The organism is Streptococcus parasanguinis (assembly GCF_009717775.1).
Lineage (GTDB): Bacteria > Bacillota > Bacilli > Lactobacillales > Streptococcaceae > Streptococcus > Streptococcus parasanguinis_AG.
The window spans coordinates 34279-58869 of sequence record NZ_WMZF01000004.1 but is presented as its reverse complement, the minus strand read 5'-3'; the positions used below and the strand labels follow the sequence as shown (position 1 = coordinate 58869).

Annotated in this window: 16 protein-coding genes and 2 pseudogenes; 17 read left to right on the top strand and 1 reads right to left on the bottom strand. The window is 42.0% G+C overall.

All coding sequences use genetic code 11. The features are described from left to right. Positions 1–4: 4 nt before the first annotated feature. The 12 genes and pseudogenes from GMC92_RS10935 to GMC92_RS07010 all read left to right on the top strand — a co-directional run. A pseudogene (locus GMC92_RS10935) lies at positions 5–128 on the top strand (translation initiation factor IF-2 N-terminal domain-containing protein); the annotation flags it as partial. Between the two features lie 95 nt (positions 129–223). Then, positions 224–2719 (top strand): annotated as a pseudogene (infB, locus tag GMC92_RS07060) (translation initiation factor IF-2); the annotation flags it as partial. Positions 2720–2792: 73 nt separating this feature from the next. Beyond that, the gene (rbfA, locus tag GMC92_RS07055; protein ID WP_003003976.1) at positions 2793–3143 is read left to right on the top strand and encodes a 30S ribosome-binding factor RbfA; all 351 of its coding nucleotides are present in this window, start codon (positions 2793–2795) and stop codon (positions 3141–3143) included. A 450-nt stretch (positions 3144–3593) separates the two neighbouring features. Continuing rightward, positions 3594–5225 carry a Na/Pi cotransporter family protein gene (locus GMC92_RS07050; RefSeq protein WP_155200057.1) on the top strand — a complete coding sequence of 544 codons (1632 nt, stop codon included), beginning with the start codon at positions 3594–3596 and terminating at the stop codon, positions 5223–5225. Between the two features lie 153 nt (positions 5226–5378). Then, complete coding sequence (nagA, locus tag GMC92_RS07045; RefSeq protein WP_037608475.1) at positions 5379–6536, top strand: N-acetylglucosamine-6-phosphate deacetylase; 1158 nt, start codon at positions 5379–5381, stop codon at positions 6534–6536. A gap of 131 nt (positions 6537–6667) precedes the next feature. After that, complete coding sequence (locus GMC92_RS07040) at positions 6668–6886, top strand: hypothetical protein (RefSeq protein ID WP_003018530.1); 219 nt, start codon at positions 6668–6670, stop codon at positions 6884–6886. After that, a complete protein-coding gene (locus tag GMC92_RS07035) occupies positions 6883–7725 on the top strand; it encodes an aldo/keto reductase (protein ID WP_155200056.1) in 843 nt (280 codons plus the stop codon). The genes GMC92_RS07040 and GMC92_RS07035 overlap by 4 nt, the downstream gene beginning before the upstream one ends. A 269-nt stretch (positions 7726–7994) precedes the next feature. After that, positions 7995–12413 (top strand): S8 family serine peptidase, encoded by a 4419-nt coding sequence (locus GMC92_RS07030; RefSeq protein WP_155200055.1) that lies wholly within the window; start codon positions 7995–7997, stop codon positions 12411–12413. Between the two features lie 509 nt (positions 12414–12922). After that, on the top strand, positions 12923–13840 hold the full coding sequence (gene glyQ, locus GMC92_RS07025) for a glycine--tRNA ligase subunit alpha (protein ID WP_002886077.1): 918 nt from the start codon (positions 12923–12925) through the stop codon (positions 13838–13840). Positions 13841–14048: 208 nt separating this feature from the next. Next, complete coding sequence (glyS, locus tag GMC92_RS07020) at positions 14049–16085, top strand: glycine--tRNA ligase subunit beta (RefSeq protein WP_155200054.1); 2037 nt, start codon at positions 14049–14051, stop codon at positions 16083–16085. A 33-nt stretch (positions 16086–16118) separates the two neighbouring features. Then, positions 16119–16376 carry a DUF896 family protein gene (locus GMC92_RS07015; RefSeq protein WP_003010384.1) on the top strand — a complete coding sequence of 86 codons (258 nt, stop codon included), beginning with the start codon at positions 16119–16121 and terminating at the stop codon, positions 16374–16376. A gap of 163 nt (positions 16377–16539) precedes the next feature. Continuing rightward, complete coding sequence (locus tag GMC92_RS07010) at positions 16540–17922, top strand: amino acid permease (protein ID WP_155200053.1); 1383 nt, start codon at positions 16540–16542, stop codon at positions 17920–17922. Between the two features lie 101 nt (positions 17923–18023). Here the strand turns inward: GMC92_RS07010 and GMC92_RS07005 are convergent, their stop codons facing one another. Next, positions 18024–18203, bottom strand: coding sequence for a hypothetical protein (locus tag GMC92_RS07005; protein WP_042759811.1), 180 nt, complete (start codon positions 18201–18203; stop codon positions 18024–18026). Between the two features lie 150 nt (positions 18204–18353). Between GMC92_RS07005 and rsmH the strand changes: the two genes are divergently transcribed. From rsmH to GMC92_RS06980, 5 genes are all read left to right on the top strand, one after another. Further along, on the top strand, positions 18354–19304 hold the full coding sequence (gene rsmH, locus GMC92_RS07000) for a 16S rRNA (cytosine(1402)-N(4))-methyltransferase RsmH (protein ID WP_155200052.1): 951 nt from the start codon (positions 18354–18356) through the stop codon (positions 19302–19304). Positions 19305–19315: 11 nt separating this feature from the next. Continuing rightward, positions 19316–19651: a cell division protein FtsL gene (gene ftsL / locus GMC92_RS06995; protein ID WP_155200051.1), complete on the top strand. Its 336-nt coding sequence runs from the start codon at positions 19316–19318 to the stop codon at positions 19649–19651. Beyond that, positions 19644–21926, top strand: a complete 2283-nt coding sequence (gene pbp2x, locus GMC92_RS06990) for a penicillin-binding protein PBP2X (protein WP_009732319.1) — start codon at positions 19644–19646, stop codon at positions 21924–21926. The genes ftsL and pbp2x overlap by 8 nt, the downstream gene beginning before the upstream one ends. 1 nt (position 21927) lies before the next feature. Beyond that, complete coding sequence (gene mraY / locus GMC92_RS06985; RefSeq protein ID WP_009732320.1) at positions 21928–22920, top strand: phospho-N-acetylmuramoyl-pentapeptide-transferase; 993 nt, start codon at positions 21928–21930, stop codon at positions 22918–22920. A 134-nt stretch (positions 22921–23054) separates the two neighbouring features. Next, positions 23055–24398 carry a DEAD/DEAH box helicase gene (locus GMC92_RS06980; RefSeq protein WP_009732321.1) on the top strand — a complete coding sequence of 448 codons (1344 nt, stop codon included), beginning with the start codon at positions 23055–23057 and terminating at the stop codon, positions 24396–24398. Positions 24399–24591: the final 193 nt, after the last annotated feature.

The window sequence follows — 24591 nt, the reverse complement described above, 5'->3', positions numbered from 1 at the left end:
GCAATTGTCTAAGAAAAGATTATACGAAATTGCCAAAGAATTGGGCAAGGAAAGTAAGGAAGTCGTCACTCGTGCGAAAGAATTAGGTTTTGACGTCAAGAGTCATGCATCTAGTGTCGATACTGATGTTGCTGAAAAGTTGATCAAGAGCTTTGCAGCGAAAAAAGAAACAGTCGAAAAGAAAGTAGCAGAAGTGGCTGCCAAGACAACGGCTGTCGCAGAGAAAAAAGAAGCAGCGCCTGTCAAAAAAGAAGGAGCAACTGAGACAAAATCAGTAACGCCAGCTGCTAAACCAAAGAGTCGTAACTTTAAAGCGGAACGAGAAGCGCGTGCAAAAGAACAGGCTGAACGTAGGAAACAACAAGACAATCGTCCAAAACGTGATCGCAAAGACAATCAGCGTCATGGTGACAACCGAAATCAACGACCACAAGAGCGAAATGAACAGCGAAATCAAGGTTCTGAGCGTCGCAATAACCGACCAGATCAAAGACGTAGTGCACAACCCCAAGTGGCACCAAAAGTTGATTTCAAAGCGCGTGCAGCAGCACTGAAAGCTGAACAAAATGCTGAATACGCACGTGGAAGTGAAGATCGCTACAAACAACAAGCTGCAAAAGCAGAACAAGAACGTCAACAGCGCCGGAAACGGGTAGAAGCACCAGAAGTGAAAGCACCTGTACAGGAGCCAGCTGTTGAGAACCATACAAAACCAGCTGTTGCTGCTGCTCCAGCTCAAGTCGATACACGTCGGAAGAAACAAGCGCGACCAGATAAGAAACGCGATGATTTTGATCGTGAAGAAGATGGTCCAAGAAAACAACAAAGGAATCGAAATAGTCAAAATCAAGTGAGAAATCAGAGAAATAGTAACTGGAATAACAATAAGAAAAATAAAAAAGGAAAGAACAACCGTAATGATGCTCCAAAACCAGTAACAGAGCGTAAATTCCATGAATTACCAAGTGAATTTGAGTATACGGATGGAATGACGGTTGCAGAAATCGCAAAACGCATCAAGCGTGAACCGGCTGAAATCGTCAAGAAACTCTTTATGATGGGAGTCATGGCGACTCAAAACCAATCGCTGGATGGAGATACGATTGAACTCTTGATGGTGGATTATGGAATTGAAGCCAAGAAAAAGGTTGAAGTGGACAATGCCGATATCGAACGCTTCTTCGTTGAAGATGGTTATTTGAATCCAGATGAGTTGGTAGAGCGTCCACCAGTTGTCACCATCATGGGACACGTTGACCACGGTAAAACGACCCTTTTGGATACCCTTCGTAATTCACGTGTAGCAACAGGTGAAGCGGGAGGAATCACCCAGCACATCGGTGCCTACCAAATCGTGGAAAATGGTAAGAAGATTACCTTCTTGGATACACCTGGACACGCGGCCTTTACTTCTATGCGGGCGCGTGGTGCATCTGTTACGGATATTACCATCTTGGTCGTAGCGGCAGATGACGGGGTGATGCCTCAGACTATCGAAGCTATCAACCACTCAAAAGCTGCCAATGTCCCAATCATTGTGGCCATCAACAAGATCGATAAACCAGGAGCTAATCCAGAGCGTGTCATCGGTGAATTGGCAGAGCATGGAGTTATGTCAACTGCCTGGGGTGGGGATTCTGAATTTGTAGAAATCTCAGCTAAGTTCAACCAAAATATCGATGAACTCTTGGAAACGGTCCTTCTTGTGGCTGAAATCCAAGAACTCAAGGCAGATCCAACTGTTCGTGCCATCGGTACTGTTATCGAAGCGCGCTTGGATAAAGGAAAAGGTGCGGTCGCAACCCTCCTTGTTCAACAAGGTACCTTGAATGTTCAAGACCCAATCGTTGTCGGAAATACCTTTGGACGTGTCCGTGCCATGACCAATGACCTTGGACGTCGTGTGAAGGTGGCAGGACCATCTACTCCGGTTTCTATCACTGGTTTGAACGAAGCGCCAATGGCGGGTGACCACTTCGCGGTTTATGAAGATGAAAAATCAGCGCGTGCAGCTGGTGAAGAACGTGCCAAACGTGCTCTGATGAAACAACGTCAAGCAACCAACCGCGTCAGCCTTGAAAATCTCTTTGATACCTTGAAGGCTGGTGAAGTGAAATCTGTTAATGTCATTATCAAGGCCGACGTCCAAGGTTCGGTTGAAGCCCTTGCTGCTTCCCTTCAAAAGATTGAAGTGGAAGGTGTGAAAGTGACCATCGTTCACTCAGCAGTTGGTGCCATTAATGAATCAGATGTCACTCTTGCGGAAGCATCTAATGCCTTTATCGTTGGATTTAACGTCCGCCCTACGCCACAAGCTCGTCAACAAGCTGAAGCTGATGAGGTAGAAATCCGTCTTCACTCAATCATTTACAAGGTGATCGAGGAAATGGAAGATGCCATGAAGGGAATGTTGGATCCTGAGTTTGAAGAGAAAATTATCGGGGAAGCAGTTATCCGTGAAACCTTTAAAGTCTCTAAAGTGGGTACCATCGGTGGATTTATGGTCCTCAGTGGTAAGGTCACTCGTGATTCCAAGGTTCGTGTCATTCGTGACGGTGTCGTGATCTATGACGGTGCTCTTGCAAGCTTGAAACACTTCAAAGATGATGTCAAAGAAGTGACAAATGGTCGTGAAGGTGGATTGATGATTGAAGGCTACAATGATATCAAGACAGATGATACCATCGAAGCCTACATCATGGAAGAAATTAAAAAATAAGAGGCTGACTAGGAAAAAAGAGGACTTTTCTCTGATTTCCTAGTTTTTAAACACAAAGCAGAAAGGAGTTCCTATGGCAAGTCATTTTCGGACAGATCGAGTAGGGATGGAAATCAAGCGTGAAGTCAATGAGATTTTACAAAAGAAAGTCCGTGACCCGCGTGTTCAAGGCGTTACTATTACGGATGTTCAAATGCTAGGTGATTTGTCTATGGCCAAAGTGTATTATTCAATTATGAGTGATTTGGCTTCAGACAATCAAAAGGCTCAGACAGGCCTTGAAAAAGCAACAGGAACCATCAAGCGTGAATTAGGTCGGAATTTGAAACTGTACAAGATTCCGGATCTTACTTTTGTCAAAGACGAGTCTATCGAATACGGTAACAAGATCGATGAGATGTTACGCAATTTGAACAAAGACTAGAGAGGTTGGAAATTTTCCACGCCCAGATTGAAAGACAAAGTCTTCTTAGAAACTTTCCTTAGGTGAGTACGGACGTCAGCGAACTTCTTCGAAGTTCCATGACTAATTATTGAGCCTAAGGTCTCAATAATTCCGAGTACCTGAAACTATTAAGTTTCAGGTACTTTTCTCACGACGAAAAGTTTCAGTAGATGATTGAATCACTCTAACGAGTAACATTTCTTTTTATAGAATTTATTAGATTTATAAAAAAGAATAGTTTGTCTACAGTCTCGGGTTGGAAATTTTCCACCCTCTTTTTTTGGCTCTTAAAACGAGGAAAATAAAACAGAAGGAAAAAACGGTTTCAAAAAATAATAGAAATTTACAGAAATCTCTTGTGTGATTGGAAATTATCCTTTACAATAGGAGAGGAGTTTTATTTCTGATCTCAAATTTGGAGGAATGAACATGTCGATTAACTGGCAGGAAATTGTATTTAACTTTTTGGGAGGCCTGGGGCTCTTTCTCTATAGTATTAAAACCATGGGAGAAGGCTTGCAACAGGCTGCAGGAGATCGACTTCGATACTATATTGATAAATATACGAGTAATCCCTTTCTAGGGGTTCTAGTAGGGATTGGGATGACTGCCTTGATTCAGTCGAGTTCAGGGGTTACAGTGATTACGGTCGGTCTGGTGAGTGCAGGACTTCTAACCCTCCGTCAAGCTATTGGTATTGTTATGGGGGCCAATATTGGAACGACTATTACCTCCTTTATCATTGGTTTTAAATTAGGAGACTACGCTCTTCCCATGCTCTTTATCGGAGCGGTTTGTCTCTTCTTTACCAAAAATCGTTTGGTTAATAATGTTGGACGAATCGTTTTTGGTGTCGGTGGTATCTTCTTTGCCCTCAACTTGATGAGTGGGGCTATGGAACCTCTTAAAGATTTGCAAGTCTTTCGTGACTATATGGTGCAGTTAAGTAAAAGTCCTATCTTGGGTGTCTTTGTTGGATCAGGCTTAACACTTTTGATTCAGGCCTCTTCTGCAACCATTGGTATCTTGCAAAATCTCTATGCTAGTCATTTGATTGACCTGAAAGGAGCCCTCCCAGTTCTCTTTGGTGATAATATCGGAACGACCATTACAGCTATCATTGCTTCCTTGGGAGCTAATATTGCGGCCAAACGTGTGGCAGGTGCCCATGTAGCCTTTAATGTTATCGGAACCATTATCTGTCTTGTCTTCCTTGTTCCGTTTACCTCTTTGATTCAATGGTTTGAAACGACTCTTCATTTATCCCCAGAAATGACCATAGCCTTTGCTCACGGAACCTTTAATATAACCAATACCATCATCCAGTTCCCATTCATTGGAGCTTTGGCATACTTTGTGACCAAGCTGATTCCTGGTGAGGACGAGGTTGTCAAATATGAACCGCTCTACTTGGATGAAAATTTGATCACTCAAGCACCTTCGATTGCTCTTGGAAATGCGAAAAAAGAGTTGCTTCATTTAGGTGGATATGCAGATAAAGCCTTTAGCCTCTCTTATGATTATATTGTTCATCAAAATGAGAAAACAGCTGAAAAGGGTCATAAGACAGAAGAAGCCATCAATACCATCGATGATGATTTGACTCGCTACCTGATTCGTTTGTCAAGTGAAGCCTTGAGTCCGAGAGAAAGTGAAGTTCTCACCAATATCTTGGATTCTTCACGGGATTTGGAGCGGATTGGAGATCACGCGGAAGCCTTGATCAATCTGACCGATTATTTAATTCGTAAGAAAGTGGTCTTTTCAGAAGCGGCCTTGGCTGAATTGGAAGATATTTACAACCAAACCCATCAATTTGTAGAGGATGCCTTAAAAGCTGTTGAGAACAATGATGTGAGTCTTGCAAACCAATTGGTAGCACGTCACGAGGCAATTGAAAAGTTGGAGAAAAGACTTCGGAAAACCCATATTCGTCGTTTGAACCAAGGTGAATGTACACCTCAAGCCGGAGTGAACTTTATTGATATTATTTCTCACTATACACGAGTTGCAGACCATGCCATGAATCTGGCTGAAAAAGTACAAATCGAGCAAATTTAAGGAACGTCAAACAGAGTAAGTAGGAAGCTTACTCTGTTTTTTGTTGGATTCTATTCAAAAATAGGTCTAGACCATTTACAAATGGAAGTGAAAGCGTTATAATATGTATGAATATAAATGGAACACAGTTCCTACAATGGAAAGGACGATTTTATGTCTACATATATTAAAGCAGATCAATTTTATTACCCACATGGGGTTCGCCGCGGAGGCTATTTGGAGCTTGTTGATGGCAAGTTTGGAAAACATGTGGAAAGCTTACCAGAAGGTGCGGATGTGCTGGATTATTCTGGTTACAGCATTGCGCCTGGCCTCGTAGATACCCATATTCACGGATTTGGTGGGGTAGATGTGATGGATAATAATATCGAAGGCACTCTCCATACCATGAGTGAAGGGCTCTTGAGTACAGGGGTTACGAGCTTTTTGCCTACGACCCTTACTTCCTCTTACGAACAACTTTTGGCAGTAACTGAAAATATCGGTGCACGATACAAAGAAGCAACAGGAGCTAAGATTCGCGGGATTTATTTTGAAGGACCTTATTTTACAGAAAAATACAAGGGAGCTCAAAACCCATCTTATATGAAGGATCCAAGTATGGAAGAATTCCGGGCTTGGCAAAAAGCTGCCAATGGTCTGTTGAATAAGATTGCCCTTGCTCCTGAGCGTGAAGGTGTAGAAGACTTTGTTCGGACCATTACAGGAGAAGGGGTGACTGTTGCTTTGGGACACTCCAATGCAACTTTTGAAGAAGCTAAAAAAGCGGTAGATGCAGGTGCGAGTGTCTGGGTGCATGCCTACAATGGTATGCGTGGTTTGACGCACCGTGAACTCGGTATGGTTGGTGCTATGTATGAGTTGCCTCATACAACAGCAGAGTTGATCTGTGATGGCCATCACGTGGATCCGCTAGCGTGTGATATCCTGATGAAACAAAAAGGAAAAGAAAATGTTGCCTTGATTACGGACTGTATGACAGCTGGGGGCTTAGAAGACGGGGACTACATGCTTGGGGAATTCCCGGTTGTGGTCGCTGAAGGGACGGCTCGCTTGAAATCAACTGGTAATCTAGCTGGCTCAATCTTGAAATTGAAAGATGGATTAAAAAATGTTGTAGAGTGGGGGATTGCTAACCCTCACGAAGCAGTGATGATGGCCAGCCTCAATCCGGCAAAATCAGTCCATATTGATGATGTTTGTGGTCAAATTCGCGAAGGGTATGATGCGGACTTCATCGTTCTTGATCAAAATTTGGATCTGGTTGCGACCTATCTCGATGGGGTCAAACGTTACCAGGCTACGAACTAGATTCAAGAATTAAAGATAGAATACTTCCTCTCTAGGTCATACCTAGAGAGGTTTTTGTTTACCAATGGTAGTGCAATTTTGTGAATGCTGTCTTTTCATGCTATAATGGGAATTGAAATGTGAGGTAGTTTATGAAGGCAATTGATATACGTTTTTTATTGATGGGAATTTTTTTCTTGCTCTATGGGATTGTAAGAAAAAATATCTTTATTGTGATTGTTGGTGGGGCATTTTTACTCTATAGTTTTTATAGCAAGAAGATGGAGCCAACCAAGAAAAATATTTTTAAGCCAGAGCTCAAGCTTCGAGGGCCTAAGAAACCGAAATCGAAGAAAGGAAAGAAAAAATGAATCATTATCGTTTAAATAATGGGGTGGAGATTCCTGTATTGGGATTTGGAACCTGGAAAGCAGCGGATGGAGAAGAAGCCTATCAAGCTGTCTTAGCTGCATTAAAAGCAGGTTATCGCCATATCGATACAGCTGCGATTTATCAGAATGAAGAGAGTGTGGGCCGGGCCATTAAAGACAGTGGTCTTGCGCGCGAAGACCTGTTTATTACCACCAAACTTTGGAATACTCACCACACTTATGAAGACGCTCAAGCTGCTTTGGAAGAGTCTCTTGAGAAACTAGGCTTGGACTATGTAGATCTTTATTTGATTCATTGGCCAAATCCAAAACCCCTTCGAGAAAATGATGCTTGGAAACAACGAAATGCTGAGGTTTGGCGGGCAATGGAAGATATGCTAGCTGCTGGCAAGGTTCGAGCTATTGGTATTAGCAATTTTCTGCCTCATCATTTGGAAGCCCTCCTTGAAACAGCTCGGGTCATTCCGGCTGTGAACCAAATTCGTCTAGCACCTGGGGTGTACCAAAGTGAAGTCATTGCATCAAGTCGTAAGCATGGCATTTTACTAGAGGCTTGGGGACCTTTTGGCCAAGGAGAATTGTTCCAAAATGAACAAGTAAAAGAAATGGCTACTAAATATGGAAAGACCGTCGCTCAACTAGCCTTGGCTTGGAGTTTGCAAGAAGGTTTCCTTCCACTGCCAAAATCGGTTACACCTGAGCGGATTGCGAGTAATTTAAATTGCTTTGATTTTGAATTGACGGCAGATGATATGGAACTCCTTCGCCATCTTCCGGTTGAAGCAGGTGCACCAGATCCGGACACCAAAGATTTTTAAGAGAGAATTTCTATTCATTAATGAAAACCGAGGACAGTTTCGTTCTCGGTTTTTAAAATCCTTTCAAGGATTAAATAATTTTAAAACTCCAACAAAAACAGACGTTCTATAATACTTTCCCATACTAATTTACATTTTTCCGAACGAAAATAAATTAACAGTTAGTAACATTCGTAAATGTTACATTTGTGTTACATTTTGTTTTTTGAATGAATTTTCAGATAATTTTGCGTTATAATAGTTACTATTAAAATAAAAGGGGAGTTTCTATGAATAGACAAGAACGTTTTTCATTAAGAAAATACAAATTTGGTGTAGCCTCAGTTTTATTAGGGGCTGTTTTGGTATTTGGATCTGCACAAGCGAGTGCTGAAGAACAAGCGGCTAACCAAACGAGTGCTGGAACACAGCTTGTAGCCACTACTCAACAGGCACCTGCTGAAGAAGAGCATTCACAAGCAACAGAAGCAAATACAGCAGTTGCTAGTGAGAAAGTAGCAGTTGCAAAAGAAGCAACAGTTGCTGCAAAGACAACGAATACAACAGAAGCAGCTCTTATTGAAAAAACAGAAGCTCCGAAAGAAGCAGCTGCTGTTCCAGAAACAAAACCGGAAGTAGCAGAAAAACCTGTAGAAAAAGCAACAGAAGTGGCTTCTGCGACAAGTTCAGAAACAACGAATCGCCATGAGGCAGCTGAAAAACCTCAAAGCATCGAAAGTGACGAAATTATTACTGTTCCCCAAACCTGGAAGCAAGGTTATAAAGGGGAAGGGATGGTTGTCGCCGTCATCGACTCTGGTTTGGATGTGAACCACGAGGTTCTTCGGATTACCGATCCTTCAAAAGCTAAGTTTAAAAACCAAGGAGAAATCGAAGCTGCTAAGAAAGCAGCAGGAATTGATTATGGTAAATGGTACAACGACAAGGTTGTCTATGCCTATGACTACTTTGATGGGACCGACAATATCAAAGAGGCCGAAAGAGATTCTCATGGGATGCACGTTACAGGGATTGCAACAGGGAATCCTGATAAAGCAGCAGGAAACGGAGAAAAGATCTATGGTGTAGCACCAGAAGCGCAAGTTATGTTTATGCGTGTCTTCTCAGATCGCCAAAAAACAACGGGATCTGCTCTTTATGTAAAAGCAATTGATGATGCTGTAGCTCTTGGTGCAGATACTATCAACATGAGTCTTGGTTCTACGACTGGTTCTACGGTCAATGCGGATTCAGATATTGTGGATGCCATTAAACGGGCGCGCGCTAAAGGCGTATCTGTCTTAATTTCTGCAGGAAATAGCAATACTTTTGGGAATGGTTATTCTAGACCAGCAGCAGAAAATCCAGATTACGGTTTGGTTGGAAATCCATCAACGGTAGAGGACTCTATTTCTGTTGCTTCAATCAATAATAAAATCATTACCACAGAGGTTTTTGAAGTCAAAGGTTTGGAAGGTAATGCAGAAGTAGATAACGGGAAGTTTGATTACAGTAAATCTGCTGCAGACGCTGATTTTGAAAAAGGCAAAGAGTACGAATATGTGTCAGTTGGTCTTGGAAAAGAAGATGATTTCAAAGATCTGGATCTTACCGGTAAATTAGCCTTAATCCAACGCGGGGAAATTCCATTCTCAGAAAAGATTGCCAATGCCTTCCATCATGGTGCAGCAGGAGCTTTGGTCTACAATAATGTGGAAGGATCGAACCTTGGAATGGCAATTGAAGGAGATGCGAAAAAGATCCCATCTGTCTTTATTTCAAAACGTTATGGGGAAGCTCTTAAGGCAGGTTCCTACAAAATTGTCTTTAACAATACTATGGCCAACCGTCCATCTCCAGAGGCAGATCAATTGTCTGATTTCTCAAGTTGGGGAGTAACAACCGATGGTCAGTTGAAACCAGATGTCACAGCACCTGGTGGGAATATCTTTTCTTCTTTAAATGACAATACCTATGGGGATATGAGTGGTACAAGTATGGCCTCTCCTCACGTAGCAGGTGTGGCAGCCTTGGTTAAAGAATACCTTGTGAAGAACCATCCAGAATTGACTCCAGAACAAGTTTCTGCAACTGTGAAAGCCTTGATTATGTCTACAGCCAAACCACATGTTGACAAAGAAACTGGTGTCTATACTTCTCCACGTCAACAAGGTGCAGGGGTTGTCGATACAGCCGCAGCCGTTTCAACAGACTTGTATGTGACTGGTGAAAACAACTATCCAAGCGTCACTCTTGGTAATGTTGGAGATAGCTTTACCTTTGATGTCACAGTCCACAATATTTCAGATACCGATCGTACCTTGAAAATGTTGGTGAATACTGACACAGATGAAGTGAAGGATGGTAAATTTACCCTTCGTCCACGTAAATTAACAGAAACTGCTTGGCCTGAAGTAACCGTGAAAGCACATAGTTCTGAAACAGTTACAGTGAAAGTAGACACAAGTAAATTCACTGAAGAATTAAGCAAAGAAATGCCAAATGGCTATTTCCTTGAAGGATTTGTTCGTTTTGTCGATCCAGCAGATGATGGGGATGTAGTTAGCTTGCCATTTATGGGATTCAAGGGAGAATTCCAAAACCTTCCAGCTGTTGAAAAACCAATCTATGATTTGGTTCGTGAAGGAAAAGATGGCTTCTACTATCATGTTCCAAAAAATTTGAATATCTCATCTAGTGCCAATGTTTCTGCGCTTGTCACCCTTCAAAATGACCTTCTCCTTACACAAGGGAAACGAGATGGTCGTCGGATTACCGTTCTTGGTATTGAAGAAAATGCGGAAGGAACTCATGCTCTTCAACTAGATGAGAATGGAAATGTTCGCATTGCCATTTCACCAAATGAAGATGGAAATAAAGACCTCGTTGAATACAAGACGGTTGCTCTTCGAAACATTGAAAACCTTCATGCAGCTGTCTATGCAGCAAGCGATACGGAACATAAAAATCCACTGTGGGAAGGAACTCCATCTGATCATCGTAAGAACTTCTTTGATGGCAATGAAAAGAACCCACGCAGCTATACACTAGATAACACTGCTTGGAATGGTACCGATGCAAATGGGAAAGCAGTAGCAGATGGTGTATATGATTATGTCATTCGTTACACCCCAATGGTTCCTGGAGCTGAGGAGCAATCAACAACCTTCAAGGTTCAAGTCGATACTCAAAAACCAGTGATCACATCTGGATATATCCGTTTCAAAGATGGGGCTCAACAGTTTGTAGCACGTAAAGCCAAAGATGTTGGCGATGGTGGTATCTTAACTGAAAAACTCGTCTATGTGACTCCATTTGATGATCAGGGGACAATGGTCCAAACCAGTGAAGATAAGAATGGTACACGTGCGCTTGAAAATTACCATGTGATCAAGGCCAATGCAGATGGTAGCTTCGATCTTCCTGAAAACATCGATAAGAAGAATATCTACTACTATGTAGAAGACTTTGCGGGGAACGTAGATTATGTTTCACTAGCTGATTTAGTTCGGGATCAAAATAGTGGTCGGGTTCAAATTGCAGTTCGTGACGCTAAAACGAACAAAGATTTGGATACTATGTATGTTTACCGAATCAAAGATAGCAAGGGCCAATACGTGTCAGTTGATAAGACAAAAGATATTAACTTCTTGAACTTTGGTCATTATACTGCTGAAATCTTTACGTATGATCGTACAGAAGTGAAATTTGTCAGCAGCTTGACGCAAGAATTTGATTTGACAGAGGATAATAGTTTCCAAACGATTGCTTTTCTTGCCAATACTTTAGAATACGCGCCAGTTAGCATCAGCTTTGATCAACCGGTTTCAAAAGCAGCTACGATCGTATTAAAAGGGGCAGATGGTGAAAACTTTGTCTTGCCAGCTGAAAAATATGGTAAAAATGGCTTTGGTAAATCTGTAGCAACTGGTCAATATACCTTGGTTGCAACTCTTCCTACAGGCTATGAACTAGCTGAGGAAGCACCAGTGATCTCAGTTGTCGCAGGACGCAACAACAATTATCGTATTGGAGTGATCTCAAAAGTGGATCTCTTAGCTGCTTTGAACAACCAAGCAGATATTACAAAGACAGCGCAATACTTCAATGCCAGTGCGGATAAGAAGGAAGCCTATGATCAAGCCTTGCAAGCGGCCCAAGCAGCCTTGACCAACAAGGTTAGTCAAGAGCAAGTCAACCAAGCTCTAGCTAGTCTTGAAGCTGCCAGCCAAGCTTTGGATGGGAAAGATTCAAACGTTGCGGCCTTGAAAGAAGCTATGCAGGCTTACGATGCTACGACAAAAACTGGTCGTTATGCCAATGCCAAAGAAAAAGTACGTCGCGACTACGATCGTGCTTTCCAAACAGTAGCCTTGCTTGCAGTTGATCCAACTGTGAAACAAGAACAAATCAATCAAGCACTTGCTGAGCTTAGCCGTGCAGAAGGAAAATTAAACGGGAAAGCAACTGATTTTTCAAGTCTTGAAAAATACATCAAGGAAGAATTGAAGTTCCAAGAAAAGAATGCTAAATTCATCTATGCTGGAAATGAAGAAAAAGAAGCTTACCTAGTAGCCTTCAAGGATGCACAAACCATCCTTTCAAATCCAGGAGCAAGCCAACAAGATGTGAAAGATGCTTTGACAGCCTTGAAGAATGCCAAGAAAAAACTTCATGGTAAAAAACCAAAAGCTGCAAGACGTCCATAAGAAAAACAACCTTGTTTGTTAGCCTAAAATCCGTATGAAACGATTGTTTCATGCGGATTTTAATTTACAAGTCACTAAAAATCTGCTATAATACTAGTCAAGAAAGAAGGGCTTACGGCGTTTTTCTAGCGAGCTTGGGATAGTGAGAGCCAAGTAGAGCAAGGTAAGCAAGTGGCGCTTTCTCTCAGTAAAAATCTGAGTAAAGTAAAATAAAATGAAGTAATAAATTAGGGTGGAACCGCGTTTCTGACGCCCCTAGGTCACAGACTTAGGAGCGAGGACACGGTTCTTTTTGTATCCTGAGTCACAAGAAACTTTATGAATAAGGAGTATTCAATGTCAAAAAAACTAACCTTTCACTGCGTCAGTGGCAGAGAGCTCCTTACAGTCGGACTGCCCCACGCTCAGCACTAGGGTGCCTGAGCTAAACGCAGTACTAACTCGTCTTGCCCCGTACGATTGACGAGGCAGACTCGTGTCGCAAGAAATTATAGAAAAAGGAGTAAATAATGTCTAAAAAATTGACTTTCCAGGAAATCATCCTTACTTTGCAACAATACTGGAATGACCAGGGTTGTATGCTCATGCAGGCTTATGATAATGAAAAAGGTGCGGGAACCATGAGTCCTTACACTTTCCTTCGTGCCATTGGTCCTGAGCCATGGAATGCGGCTTATGTAGAGCCATCTCGTCGTCCAGCGGACGGTCGTTACGGGGAAAACCCAAACCGTCTTTACCAACACCACCAATTCCAAGTGGTGATGAAACCATCACCATCAAACATCCAAGAGCTCTACCTTGAGTCATTGGAAAAATTGGGGATCAATCCTTTGGAGCACGATATCCGTTTCGTTGAAGATAACTGGGAAAATCCATCAACTGGTTCAGCTGGTCTTGGTTGGGAAGTTTGGTTGGACGGTATGGAAATCACTCAGTTCACCTACTTCCAACAAGTTGGTGGTTTGGCAACTGGCCCAGTAACTTCTGAGGTCACTTACGGATTGGAACGTTTGGCTTCTTACATCCAAGAAGTAGACTCAGTTTATGATATTGAGTGGGCTCCAGGCGTTAAATACGGAGAAATCTTCCTTCAACCAGAATATGAACACTCAAAATATAGCTTTGAAGTTTCTGACCAAGATATGCTTCTTGAAAACTTCGAAAAATTTGAAAAAGAAGCAGGGCGTGCTTTGGAATTAGGCCTTGTTCACCCTGCCTATGACTACGTTTTGAAATGTTCACACACCTTCAACTTGCTTGATGCACGTGGAGCAGTATCCGTTACAGAACGTGCCGGTTACATTGCCCGCATCCGTAACTTGGCCCGTGTCGTAGCTAAGACCTTCGTTGCAGAACGTAAGAAACTCGGTTACCCACTTCTTGACGAAGCCACACGCGCCAAACTCCTAGCAGAGGAGGAAGAATAAAGAGAGTATATTAAATAGGATTGGGTTATAGAGGGATCCTACAGAACCAGTTGCCGCAGTGATAGAGGTATCGTTAGAGAAACTAACGATACCAGGCAAAATTGGAGACCTTAGGCTCCGATTTTAGCAATGAAACGACGCAGTCGGTTGCTTGCGTGCCAATCACATAAGGCAAACTGGAAAAAAAGATATTTTTCGGAGAAAAAACATGACAAAAAACTTATTAGTAGAACTTGGACTTGAAGAGTTGCCAGCCTACGTTGTCACACCAAGTGAAAAACAACTCGGTGAGAAAATGGCAGCCTTCTTGGATGACAACCGTCTTTCATACGAGAGCATTCAAACCTTTTCAACACCACGCCGTTTGGCAGTCCGTGTCATTGGTTTAGCAGATCAACAATCTGATTTGACTGAAGATTTTAAAGGACCTTCTAAGAAAATCGCCTTGGATGCAGATGGAAACTTCTCAAAAGCGGCTCAAGGATTCGTCCGTGGGAAAGGCTTGACGGTTGATGATATCGAATTCCGTGAAGTCAAAGGGGAAGAGTACGTTTATGTTACGAAGCACGAAGCTGGAAAACCAGCTAAAGAAGTCTTGGCTGGCGTTCCAGAGGTGCTTGCTTCATTGACCTTTCCTGTTAGCATGCACTGGGCTAACAACACCTTTGAATACATTCGCCCAGTTCACACCTTGATCGTTCTTTTGGGCGACGAAGCGCTCGACCTTGACTTCTTGGATATCCACTCAGGTCGTGTGAGCCGTGGACACCGTTTTCTTGGACATGAAGTGGAAATTACCAATGCGGATTCTTATGAAGAAGACCTTCGTACCGTTTACGTGATTGCGGATAGCAAAGAACGTGAAAACATGATTCGTGAGCAAATCAAGGCCATCGAAGCAGAACAAGATGTTCAGGTTCAAATCGAAGAAGGACTTTTGAATGAAGTCTTGAACCTGGTGGAATACCCAACTGCCTTTATGGGAAGCTTCGACACCAAATATTTGGACGTTCCAGAAGAAGTCTTGGTGACCTCAATGGAAACGCACCAACGGTATTTTGTTGTACGTGACCTTGATGGTCAGCTGAAACCAAACTTCATCTCCGTCCGTAATGGGAACGCTGAGCACTTGGAAAATGTTATCCGAGGAAATGAAAAAGTCTTGGTGGCACGTCTTGAAGATGGTGAATTCTTCTGGCGTGAAGACCAAAAACTTAAGATTGAAGACCTCGTTGCTAAATTGGCCAACGTGACCTTCCATGAAAAAATTGGTTCTCTTTCAGAACACATGGCGCGTGCTGGTGTTATTGCAGCGTCGCTAGCTGAGCAAGCTGGTTTGACTGCTGAAGAAACGGCAGCCGTTGCTCGTGCAGCTGAAATCTACAAATTTGACCTCTTGACGGGTATGGTCGGAGAGTTCGATGAATTGCAAGGAATCATGGGTGAAAAATACGCCCTCCTCGCTGGTGAAGATGCTGCGGTTGCGACAGCTATCCGTGAGCACTACCTTCCTGATTCAGCAGACGGAGCCCTTCCAGAGACTAAGGTTGGTGCCATTCTTGCCCTTGCAGATAAATTGGATACCCTCCTTTCCTTCTTCTCAGTTGGCTTGATTCCATCAGGTTCAAATGACCCTTATGCGCTTCGTCGTGCAACACAAGGGATTGTTCGTATCTTGGATGCCTTTGGTTGGCATATCCCTATGGATGAGTTGATTGACAGCCTCTACGGACTTTCATTTGATAGTCTTTCATATGACAATCAAGCAGAAGTGCTCAACTTCATCAAGGCGCGCGTGGACAAGATGATGGGACGCACACCAAAAGATATCAAAGAAGCTGTTCTTGCTAGTTCAAACTTTGTCGTGGCAGATATGCTGGAAGCAGCTGAAGCTCTTTCAGAAGCTGCGAAGACGGATGGTTACAAGGCAGCTGTTGAATCCCTCTCTCGTGCCTTTAACTTGGCAGAAAAAGCAGATGCTTCAGTAGCGGTCGATGCTAGTCTCTTTGAAAATGATCAAGAAAAAGCCCTTTCTAAAGCGATTGAAGAGCTTGAATTGACTGGTTCAGCTAGTGATAAATTGGCTCAACTCTTTGCTCTTAGCCCAGTCATTGATGCTTTCTTTGACAATACCATGGTGATGGCAGAAAATGAGGCTGTTAAAAACAACCGTTTGGCCCTTCTTGCAGGCCTTGTAGCGAAAGCTAATGCTGTTGCAGCCTTTAATCAATTGAACACAAAATAAGTACCTGATGACAGGTAGAAAGTAGGTTTTATTATGACACCTGAAAAAATCGCTCGAATCAATGAGCTTGCTAAAAAGAAAAAAACAGAAGGTTTGACGCCAGAAGAAACAGTGGAGCAAGCAAAACTTCGTGAAGAATATATTGAAGGTTATCGTCGTTCGGTTCGTCACCACATTGAAGGGATCAAAATTGTGGATGAAGAAGGTAACGATGTAACACCTGAGAAACTACGCCAAGTGCAACGGGAAAAAGGTTTGCATGGCCGTAGCCTCGATGACCCTAATTCATAAGCAAAAGAGTGCTGGAAGAGACTCCAGCACTCTTTTTAATCTATAAAATTCAGAATATTCTGGACTAGATTGACCAATTTTTAAAAACATGGTATAGTAGATTGTGTGAAAATTTGAAGTATACTTTTCTGAAAATGTACAGAAAAAGAATTGGAGTAATCATATGTCAAAAAAACATCATCCTAGTCAAGAAACCGAAAATGGGATGGTTCGTGGTCTGCAAAATCGGCATGTTCAGCTGATCGCTATTGCAGGAACCATCGGGACAGGGCTCTTTCTTGGAGCTGGTCGTTCCCTTTCTTTGACAGGTCCCTCTATTATTTTAGTCTATATGCTGACTGGCGCCTTCATGTACTTGATGATGCGGGCGATCGGAGAAATGCTCTATATGGATCCTGATCAACACACCTTTATCAACTTTATCACCAAGTATCTAGGAAAAGGTTGGGGTTATTTTTCAGGATGGTCCTATTGGGTCTCCTTGGTATTTTTGGGAATGGCAGAGATCACCGCTGTTTCCAACTATGTCCAGCTTTGGTTTCCAAATTGGCCAGCCTGGCAGATTCAAATTATCTTTTTAGCGCTTTTAAGTTGTGTAAACTTGATCGCTGTGAAGGTTTTTGGAGAGGTTGAATTCTGGTTTGGAATGATCAAGATTGTCACGATTTTAGCCCTGATCGCAACAGGGATCTTTATGGTGACGACGAACTTTGAAACACCAGCTGGACACGCTAGCTTAAGTAACATTACAAATGGTTTTCAAATGTTTCCAAATGGTTGGGTCAAGTTCGTCATGGCCTTCCAAATGGTCTTCTTTGCTTACCAAGCGATCGAATTTGTTGGAATTACTACTTCTGAAACAGCTAATCCCCGCCAAGTATTGCCAAAAGCCATTAAAGAAATTCCAATCCGAATTGTAATCTTTTATGTAGGGGCTTTGTTGGCGATTATGGCTATTTTCCCTTGGCAACAGCTTCCCGTCAATAAATCACCATTTGTAACGGTCTTTCAGATGGTTGGAATCAAGTGGGCAGCAGGATTGATTAATTTTGTTGTACTGACAGCTGCTGCATCTTCCTTGAATTCCACCCTCTATTCAACAGGGCGTCACTTGTACCAGATTGCAAAAGAAACACCAAACAGCAAAGTGATGAATCGTTTGAAACTGAATAGCTTATCTCGTATGGGGATTCCAAGTCGCGCGATTATTTTTTCTGCGATTGTGGTTGCTGTTTCTGCCTTTATCAATGTCTTGCCAGGTGTCTCAGATGCCTTTGCCTTGATTACGGCCTCTTCTTCTGGTGTCTACATTGCTATTTACATTTTGACCATGCTTGCCCATCTTAAGTACCGTAAATCGAAAGAATTTATGCCAGATGGTTTTGTCATGCCAGCCTATAAAGTGTTGAATCCATTGACCATTGTTTTCTTCCTCTTTGTATTCGTTTGTCTCTTCTTGCAAGAATCAACATACATTGGAGCGATTGGAGCAACCATCTGGATCATTCTTTTTGGGATTTACAGCAATTGGAAACATAGTAAATAAACCGCAAAACTCACCCTTAGGTGAGTTTTTATTTCAGAGCTAGTTTGCTTTTTTTAAGAAATTTCTTGGAGTGATTAAAAGAAAAACAGAGATGGAAGAAATTATTTTTCTTCCATCTCTGTTTTTTGTCCTTGAATGGCTTTTTTGAACCACCAAAGTGAACCGACTAGGATCAGGGCAGCAAGCCAAAAAATCCAAGCCTCAATAGTGGTTAGAAAAAAGTAGAGAGCGATAGCATCGACCAATAAAAGTGGGATGAGAATCTGTTTTCTTATTTTCATAAGAATATTGTATCATAAATTCTAGAGGAAACAAATGAAATCAAGCCTTTCTAAGTATTTTGTAGGATCTGAAAAGGTCCGATAGGGTTAGTTAGTGAATTTTCTTTCAGGAGTGCATCTTGGTCCCATTTGTGGTAAAATAGTAAAGATATGAGTAAAGAATTTCATCATGTAACGGTTTTGCTTCATGAAACGATCGATATGCTGGATGTTAAGCCAGATGGGATCTATGTAGACGCCACATTGGGTGGGGCAGGCCACAGCGAATATTTGTTAACAAAATTAAATGAATCGGGCCATCTTTATGCCTTTGACCAAGATCAGCATGCAATTGAGAATGCTAAGATTCGTTTAGCTCCATTCATCGAGAAAGGCATGGTGACCTTCATTAAGGATAACTTTCGTCATTTGAAGGAACGTCTAAACGAATTGGGTGTGACTGAAATTGATGGAATCTGTTATGACCTAGGTGTCTCTAGTCCTCAGTTAGATGAACGGGAACGCGGATTTTCTTACAAGAAAGATGCGCCACTGGACATGCGGATGAATCAAGAAGCTTCCTTGACAGCCTATGAGGTCGTTAATAGCTACGATTACCATGATCTAGTCCGTATTTTTTTCAAATATGGAGAAGACAAATTTTCCAAGCAAATTGCGCGGAAAATTGAGCAAGCACGAGCAATTAAACCGATTGAAACGACGACTGAATTAGCAGAGATTATTAAATCTGCTAAACCAGCTAAGGAGCTCAAGAAAAAGGGCCATCCTGCGAAACAGATTTTCCAAGCCATTCGTATCGAAGTCAATGATGAATTGGGAGCTGCAGATGAATCGATTCAGCAAGCCATGGATTTGTTGGCCCTCGATGGTCGTATTTCTGTGATTACCTTTCATTCGTTAGAGGATCGATTGACCAAACAATTGTTTAAAGAAGCTTCGACGGTTGAGGTTCCAAAGGGGCTTCCCTTTATTCCAGATGATTTGAAACCAAAGATGGAGTTGGTTAACCGGAAACCTATTTTGCCAAGTGAAAAAGAGCTTGAGGAAAATAATCGATCCCATTCAGCAAAACTACGGGTTGCTCGAAAAATACACAAGTAAGAGGAATTGATATGGCAGCAAGAGATGAGAGAACAAGAACACAGATACTGCATGACCGCTTTCGCCGTTTCTCTAGAGTAGAAAAGGCTTTTTATGGGTCGATTGTCCTAACAGCTGTGATTTTAGCCATTAGTATCGTCTTTATGCAGACACGGATTTTACAAGTTCAGAGTGAATTGACTGATTTGAATACGGAACTAGAAGCCAAAAAGACGGAATTGGCAGATGTTCGTCAAGAGGTCAATGAATTAACACGTTATGACCGCTTATCACATTTGGCTAGCTCCCAAGGAATGAAGCTACAAAAAGAAAATCGAAAAACAGTGAGTGCAAGTAGTGATGAATAAATTCAAAAAATTTTTGATCGGGTATTCGATAAAGAAACGTCGCTTGCCGGATCAGAATCGAAAACAAGTTGGGAAAAATCTCAGTGTACTGGCGATTTTCCTCTTTTTTCTCTTTCTGATTAATTTTGCAATGATCATTGGGACTGACAAAAAATTTGGTGTGACCTTATCGGATCAAGCCAAAAAAGTCCATGAGCAGACGGTCATTGTTCCTGCAAAACGTGGAACGATCTACGACCGAAATGGAGCAGTAATTGCTGAAGATGCTACGACCTATAACGTTTATGCTATTATTGATAAAAAGTACAAATCAGCAACTGGGAAAATCCTCTATGTAGAAGAGAGCCAATTTAAAAAAGTAGCAGAAATCTTTAAGCAGTACTTAGGGATGGATGAGGATTACGTCATTCAACAGTTGTCGCAAAAGAAATTGAAACAGGTTTCTTTTGGCTCGAACGGAAACGGCATAACTTATAGTAATATGACAGCCATCCGTGAGGCCATGGAAGCGGCGAAGATTGAAGGGGTTGCCTTTACAACCAGTCCAAATCGAAGCTATAAAAATGGAGTTTTTGCTTCTCAATTTATAGGTCAGGCCTCTCTTCAAGAAGATAAAGAGGGGAATAAAACTCTGAAGGGGCAATCAGGGATGGAGAAATCCCTCGATCGTATTCTCGCTGGTCAAAATGGGGTTATCACCTATGACAAAGACCGAAACGGCAATATCGTTCCTGGTTCAGATAAGGTTTCTGTCAAAACAGAAGATGGAAAAGATGTCTATACGACCATTTCAGCAGAATTACAAACCTACCTTGAGACGCGAATGGATGTTTTCCAAGAAAAAGTAAAAGGAAAGTATGTTAGTGCGACTCTTGTGAGTGCAAAAACTGGAGAAATCCTGGCTACAACGCAACGTCCATCCTATAATGCGGATACCAAACAAGGGTTGGATCTGAAAAACTTGAAAACCTGGAATACCATCCTTTATCAAGATCAATATGAACCGGGTTCAACGATGAAGGTCATGTTATTAGCTTCGGCGATTGATCATGGAACTTTCCCAGCCTATAATGAAGTATACTACAGTAACGAACTACAAGTAAAAGATGCGACGATCCGTGACTGGGATGTCAATATGGGGCTGGCTGAAGGTCGCTATATGAATATCGCACAGGGCTTTGCTTACTCAAGTAACGTGGGGATGACTCGCTTAGAGCAAAAGATGGGAAATGCTGTCTGGATGGACTACCTAACCCGCTTTAAATTCGGTCTTCCGACCCGTTTTGGAATGGGAAATGAAGCTTACGGGGGTCTTCCAGGGGATAACTATGTCAGTCAGGCACAATCTGCCTTTGGTCAAGGGATTTCCGTCAGTCAAACCCAAATGTTACGGGCCTTTAGCGCCATCGCTAATGATGGGCAAATGTTGGAGCCGAAATTTATTAGTGCTATTTACGATAAAAAATCAGACACAGCCCGCAAATCAAAAAAAGAAGTTGTTGGAAAACCAGTTTCAGGATCAGCTGCGCAACAGACACGGAACTATATGATCACCGTCGGAACAGATCCAGAGTATGGAACCTTGTACAGCGATGGACCCATCATTCAGGTACCAGGTCAAAACGTTGCGGTGAAATCAGGGACTGCCCAAATGGCGACAGATCAAGGATACTTACAAGGAGAAAATGATTATATCAACTCGGTTGTAGCCATGACACCTGCAGAAGATCCTGAATTCATCATGTATGTGACGGTCCAACAACCAGAAGTGAAATTCTCAGCGACCAGCTGGGAAGAGCTGGTCAATCCTATTTTGGAAGATGCAGTTGCTTTAAAAGACGAATTGCATTTGACATCAGAGGCACCAACGTTGGATGGTGTGACCAAAGAAACGACCTACAAAATCCCTTCAGTAGAAACTCTCTCTAAGGAGTTGAATCTGAAACAAAATTTGAGCCCAGGTGCTTATTCAGAGGAATTGCGTCGCAATTTGGTGCAACCAATTGTCCTAGGAACCGGGAAAAATATCCGCAAAATGTCTGTGGATATAGGCTCTAAAGTCAAAGCCAATCAGCAAGTATTGTTATTGACAGAAGACTTTGATGCGGTTCCAGATATGTATGGTTGGACTAAGAAAAATGCAGACATCTTTGGAGAATGGACTGGAATTGAGATTACCTATAAAGGTAGTGGAAAGAAAGTAACTAAACAAAGTGTCAAAATGAACACCTCACTCAATAAAACTAAAAAGATTACGTTAACATTAGGAGACTAAGATGTATATTGCTACGATCCTTGTATCGTTTCTATTAACAGTGGCTGCTATTCCAGCCTTTATTCGATTTTACCATCGTGCTCATATTTCTGGGCAACAAATGCACGAAGATGTGAAACAACACAAAGCGAAAGCTGGCACTCCGACAATGGGTGGAGTTGTATTTCTCATTACAGCCGTTCTAGTTAGTTTTGTCGTTACCGTATTGACTGGAAATTTCACGCGCCCTGTTCAACTGATTCTATTTATCTTGATTCTTTATGGAATTGTTGGATTTTTGGATGACTTTTTAAAAGTTTTTCGTAAGATTAATGAAGGTCTTAACCCAAAACAAAAATTGGCCCTTCAACTTGTTGGTGGAATCATCTTCTATATTTTTTCTGAACGCCACGGTGCAGGAAGCCTTTTAAATGTCTTTGGTTACGATCTTTACTTGGGCCATTTCTACATTCTCTTTGCTTTATTTTGGTTGGTTGGTTTTTCAAACGCGGTCAATTTGACAGATGGGATTGATGGATTAGCCAGCATCTCCGTTGCCATTAGCCTGAGTGCCTATTCCTTTATTGCCTATATGCAAGGGAAATGGGACATTCTCTTTGTGACTTTGAGTATGATTGGGGCCTTGCTTGGATTCTTTGTCTTCAACCACAAGCCGGCTAAAATCTTTATGGGGGATGTCGGTAGTCTAGCTCTTGGAGGGATGCTTGCAGCCTTGTCAATGGCTCTGCATGTCGAGTGGACGTTGCTCTTGATTGGTCTGGTCTATGTCATTGAAACAGGTTCAGTGATGCTACAAGTGACCTATTTCAAATGGACCAAGAAACGTTACGGGGAAGGACGTCGGATTTTCCGAATGACTCCTTTCCACCATCATTTAGAACTGGGTGGCCTTTTTGGCAATGGGCAAAACTGGTCAGAATGGAAAGTGGATGCCTTTATGTGGAGCATTGCCTTGGTGACAAGTGTCGTGACTCTAGTTCTTCTCTACCTATAAAACGACGGTGGGCTTTCCCATCGTTTTTTTACTGACTCAGAGAGACTTCGCTGGTTAGGAAAAATGACTCATAAGAGAGGCAAGAAGACAGCTTTTCTGATATAATAATAGAGATCATGAAAGGAACTGAGAAAATGAAATTTACAGAGTTTAATTTTAAGCCCTATATTCAAGAGGCACTGAAAGAAATCAATTTTAGAGAAGCAACCGAAGTACAGGAAAAACTAATTCCGATTGTCCTAGATGGAAATGATTTGGTAGGAGAGTCAAAGACTGGTTCTGGGAAAACCCATACGTTCCTCTTGCCGATTTTTCAAACGTTAAATGAAGACAGTGAGCAAGTTGAAGCGGTCATCACGGCTCCTAGTCGGGAGTTGGCGACGCAAATTTACCAAGCTGCTCGTCAAATCGCTAGTCATTCTGAAAAAGAGATTCGGATTGTAAATTATGTTGGAGGAACGGATAAAAGCCGTCAGATTGAAAAACTGCAGGTCAAACAACCACATATCGTGATTGGAACTCCAGGCCGGATTTATGATCTGGTTGCATCGGGTGATCTGGCTATTCATAAGGCCCATACTTTTGTGGTGGATGAGGCAGATATGACACTGGACATGGGATTCTTGTCTACTGTGGATAAGATTGCTTCAAGTCTTCCGCAACAACTGCAATTTTTAGTTTTTTCAGCCACCATTCCGCAAAAATTGCAGCCTTTCTTGAAAAAATATCTCTCAAACCCAGTCATGGAGCAAATTAAGACTAAGACGGTGATTTCAGATACCATCGATAATTGGCTGGTTTCCACCAAGGGTCGGGATAAAAATGAGCAAATTTACCAATTGACCAAGACCTTGCAACCTTATTTGGCCATGATTTTCGTTAATACCAAAACGAGAGCAGATGATCTCCATGCCTATTTGGTGGCTCAGGGATTGAAAGTGGCAAAGATTCACGGAGATATCCCACCACGTGAACGGAAACGGATCATGAATCAGGTTAAAAATCTTGATTTTGAGTATATTGTGGCCACCGATTTGGCGGCTCGTGGAATTGATATCGAAGGGGTGAGTCATGTCATCAACGATGCTATTCCACAAGATCTTTCCTTCTTTGTTCACCGTGTTGGCCGGACAGGACGCAATGGTCTACCAGGTGTCGCTATTACTCTTTATCAACCAAGTGATGATTCAGATATCCGTGAACTAGAAAAAATGGGAATTCGTTTCGTACCGAAAGTGTTGAAAAATGGGGTTATTGAAGATACTTATGATCGGGACAGACGGGCCAATCGTGAGAAAAAGCAAGAGAAACTCGACATCGAAATGATTGGTCTGGTGAAGAAGAAAAAGAAAAAAATCAAACCAGGCTACAAGAAAAAAATCAAATGGGCAGTTGATGAAAAGCGGAGAAAAGCTAAAAGAGCTGAAAACCGTGCGCGTGGTCGGGCGGAACGAAAGGCCAAACGCCAAACTTTCTAACCCCTTCTTTCACATGTTCAGAAGAAAACATAGATTTTCTTTATGAACTCCATAAAGAAAAACTATTAGGAACTTGTCTAAAATTATGATAGACTAAATTTGAGTAGTCTATCATTTTTCTATTTCTGTAGCAATTTTTGGAATTCCGATAGTGAATGTGATAGAATGTTTATGTTCGAGAAAGGAAGTAACA

Bases quoted from the DNA above. Each gene is read 5' to 3' on its own strand.
- rbfA (WP_003003976.1), top strand. From the start codon at position 2,793: ATGGCAAGTCATTTTCGGACAGATCGAGTAGGGATGGAAATCAAGCGT.
- GMC92_RS07050 (WP_155200057.1), top strand. From the start codon at position 3,594: ATGTCGATTAACTGGCAGGAAATTGTATTTAACTTTTTGGGAGGCCTG.
- nagA (WP_037608475.1), top strand. From the start codon at position 5,379: ATGTCTACATATATTAAAGCAGATCAATTTTATTACCCACATGGGGTT.
- GMC92_RS07040 (WP_003018530.1), top strand. From the start codon at position 6,668: ATGAAGGCAATTGATATACGTTTTTTATTGATGGGAATTTTTTTCTTG.
- GMC92_RS07035 (WP_155200056.1), top strand. From the start codon at position 6,883: ATGAATCATTATCGTTTAAATAATGGGGTGGAGATTCCTGTATTGGGA.
- GMC92_RS07030 (WP_155200055.1), top strand. From the start codon at position 7,995: ATGAATAGACAAGAACGTTTTTCATTAAGAAAATACAAATTTGGTGTA.
- glyQ (WP_002886077.1), top strand. From the start codon at position 12,923: ATGTCTAAAAAATTGACTTTCCAGGAAATCATCCTTACTTTGCAACAA.
- glyS (WP_155200054.1), top strand. From the start codon at position 14,049: ATGACAAAAAACTTATTAGTAGAACTTGGACTTGAAGAGTTGCCAGCC.
- GMC92_RS07015 (WP_003010384.1), top strand. From the start codon at position 16,119: ATGACACCTGAAAAAATCGCTCGAATCAATGAGCTTGCTAAAAAGAAA.
- GMC92_RS07010 (WP_155200053.1), top strand. From the start codon at position 16,540: ATGTCAAAAAAACATCATCCTAGTCAAGAAACCGAAAATGGGATGGTT.
- GMC92_RS07005 (WP_042759811.1), bottom strand. From the start codon at position 18,203: ATGAAAATAAGAAAACAGATTCTCATCCCACTTTTATTGGTCGATGCT.
- rsmH (WP_155200052.1), top strand. From the start codon at position 18,354: ATGAGTAAAGAATTTCATCATGTAACGGTTTTGCTTCATGAAACGATC.
- ftsL (WP_155200051.1), top strand. From the start codon at position 19,316: ATGGCAGCAAGAGATGAGAGAACAAGAACACAGATACTGCATGACCGC.
- pbp2x (WP_009732319.1), top strand. From the start codon at position 19,644: ATGAATAAATTCAAAAAATTTTTGATCGGGTATTCGATAAAGAAACGT.
- mraY (WP_009732320.1), top strand. From the start codon at position 21,928: ATGTATATTGCTACGATCCTTGTATCGTTTCTATTAACAGTGGCTGCT.
- GMC92_RS06980 (WP_009732321.1), top strand. From the start codon at position 23,055: ATGAAATTTACAGAGTTTAATTTTAAGCCCTATATTCAAGAGGCACTG.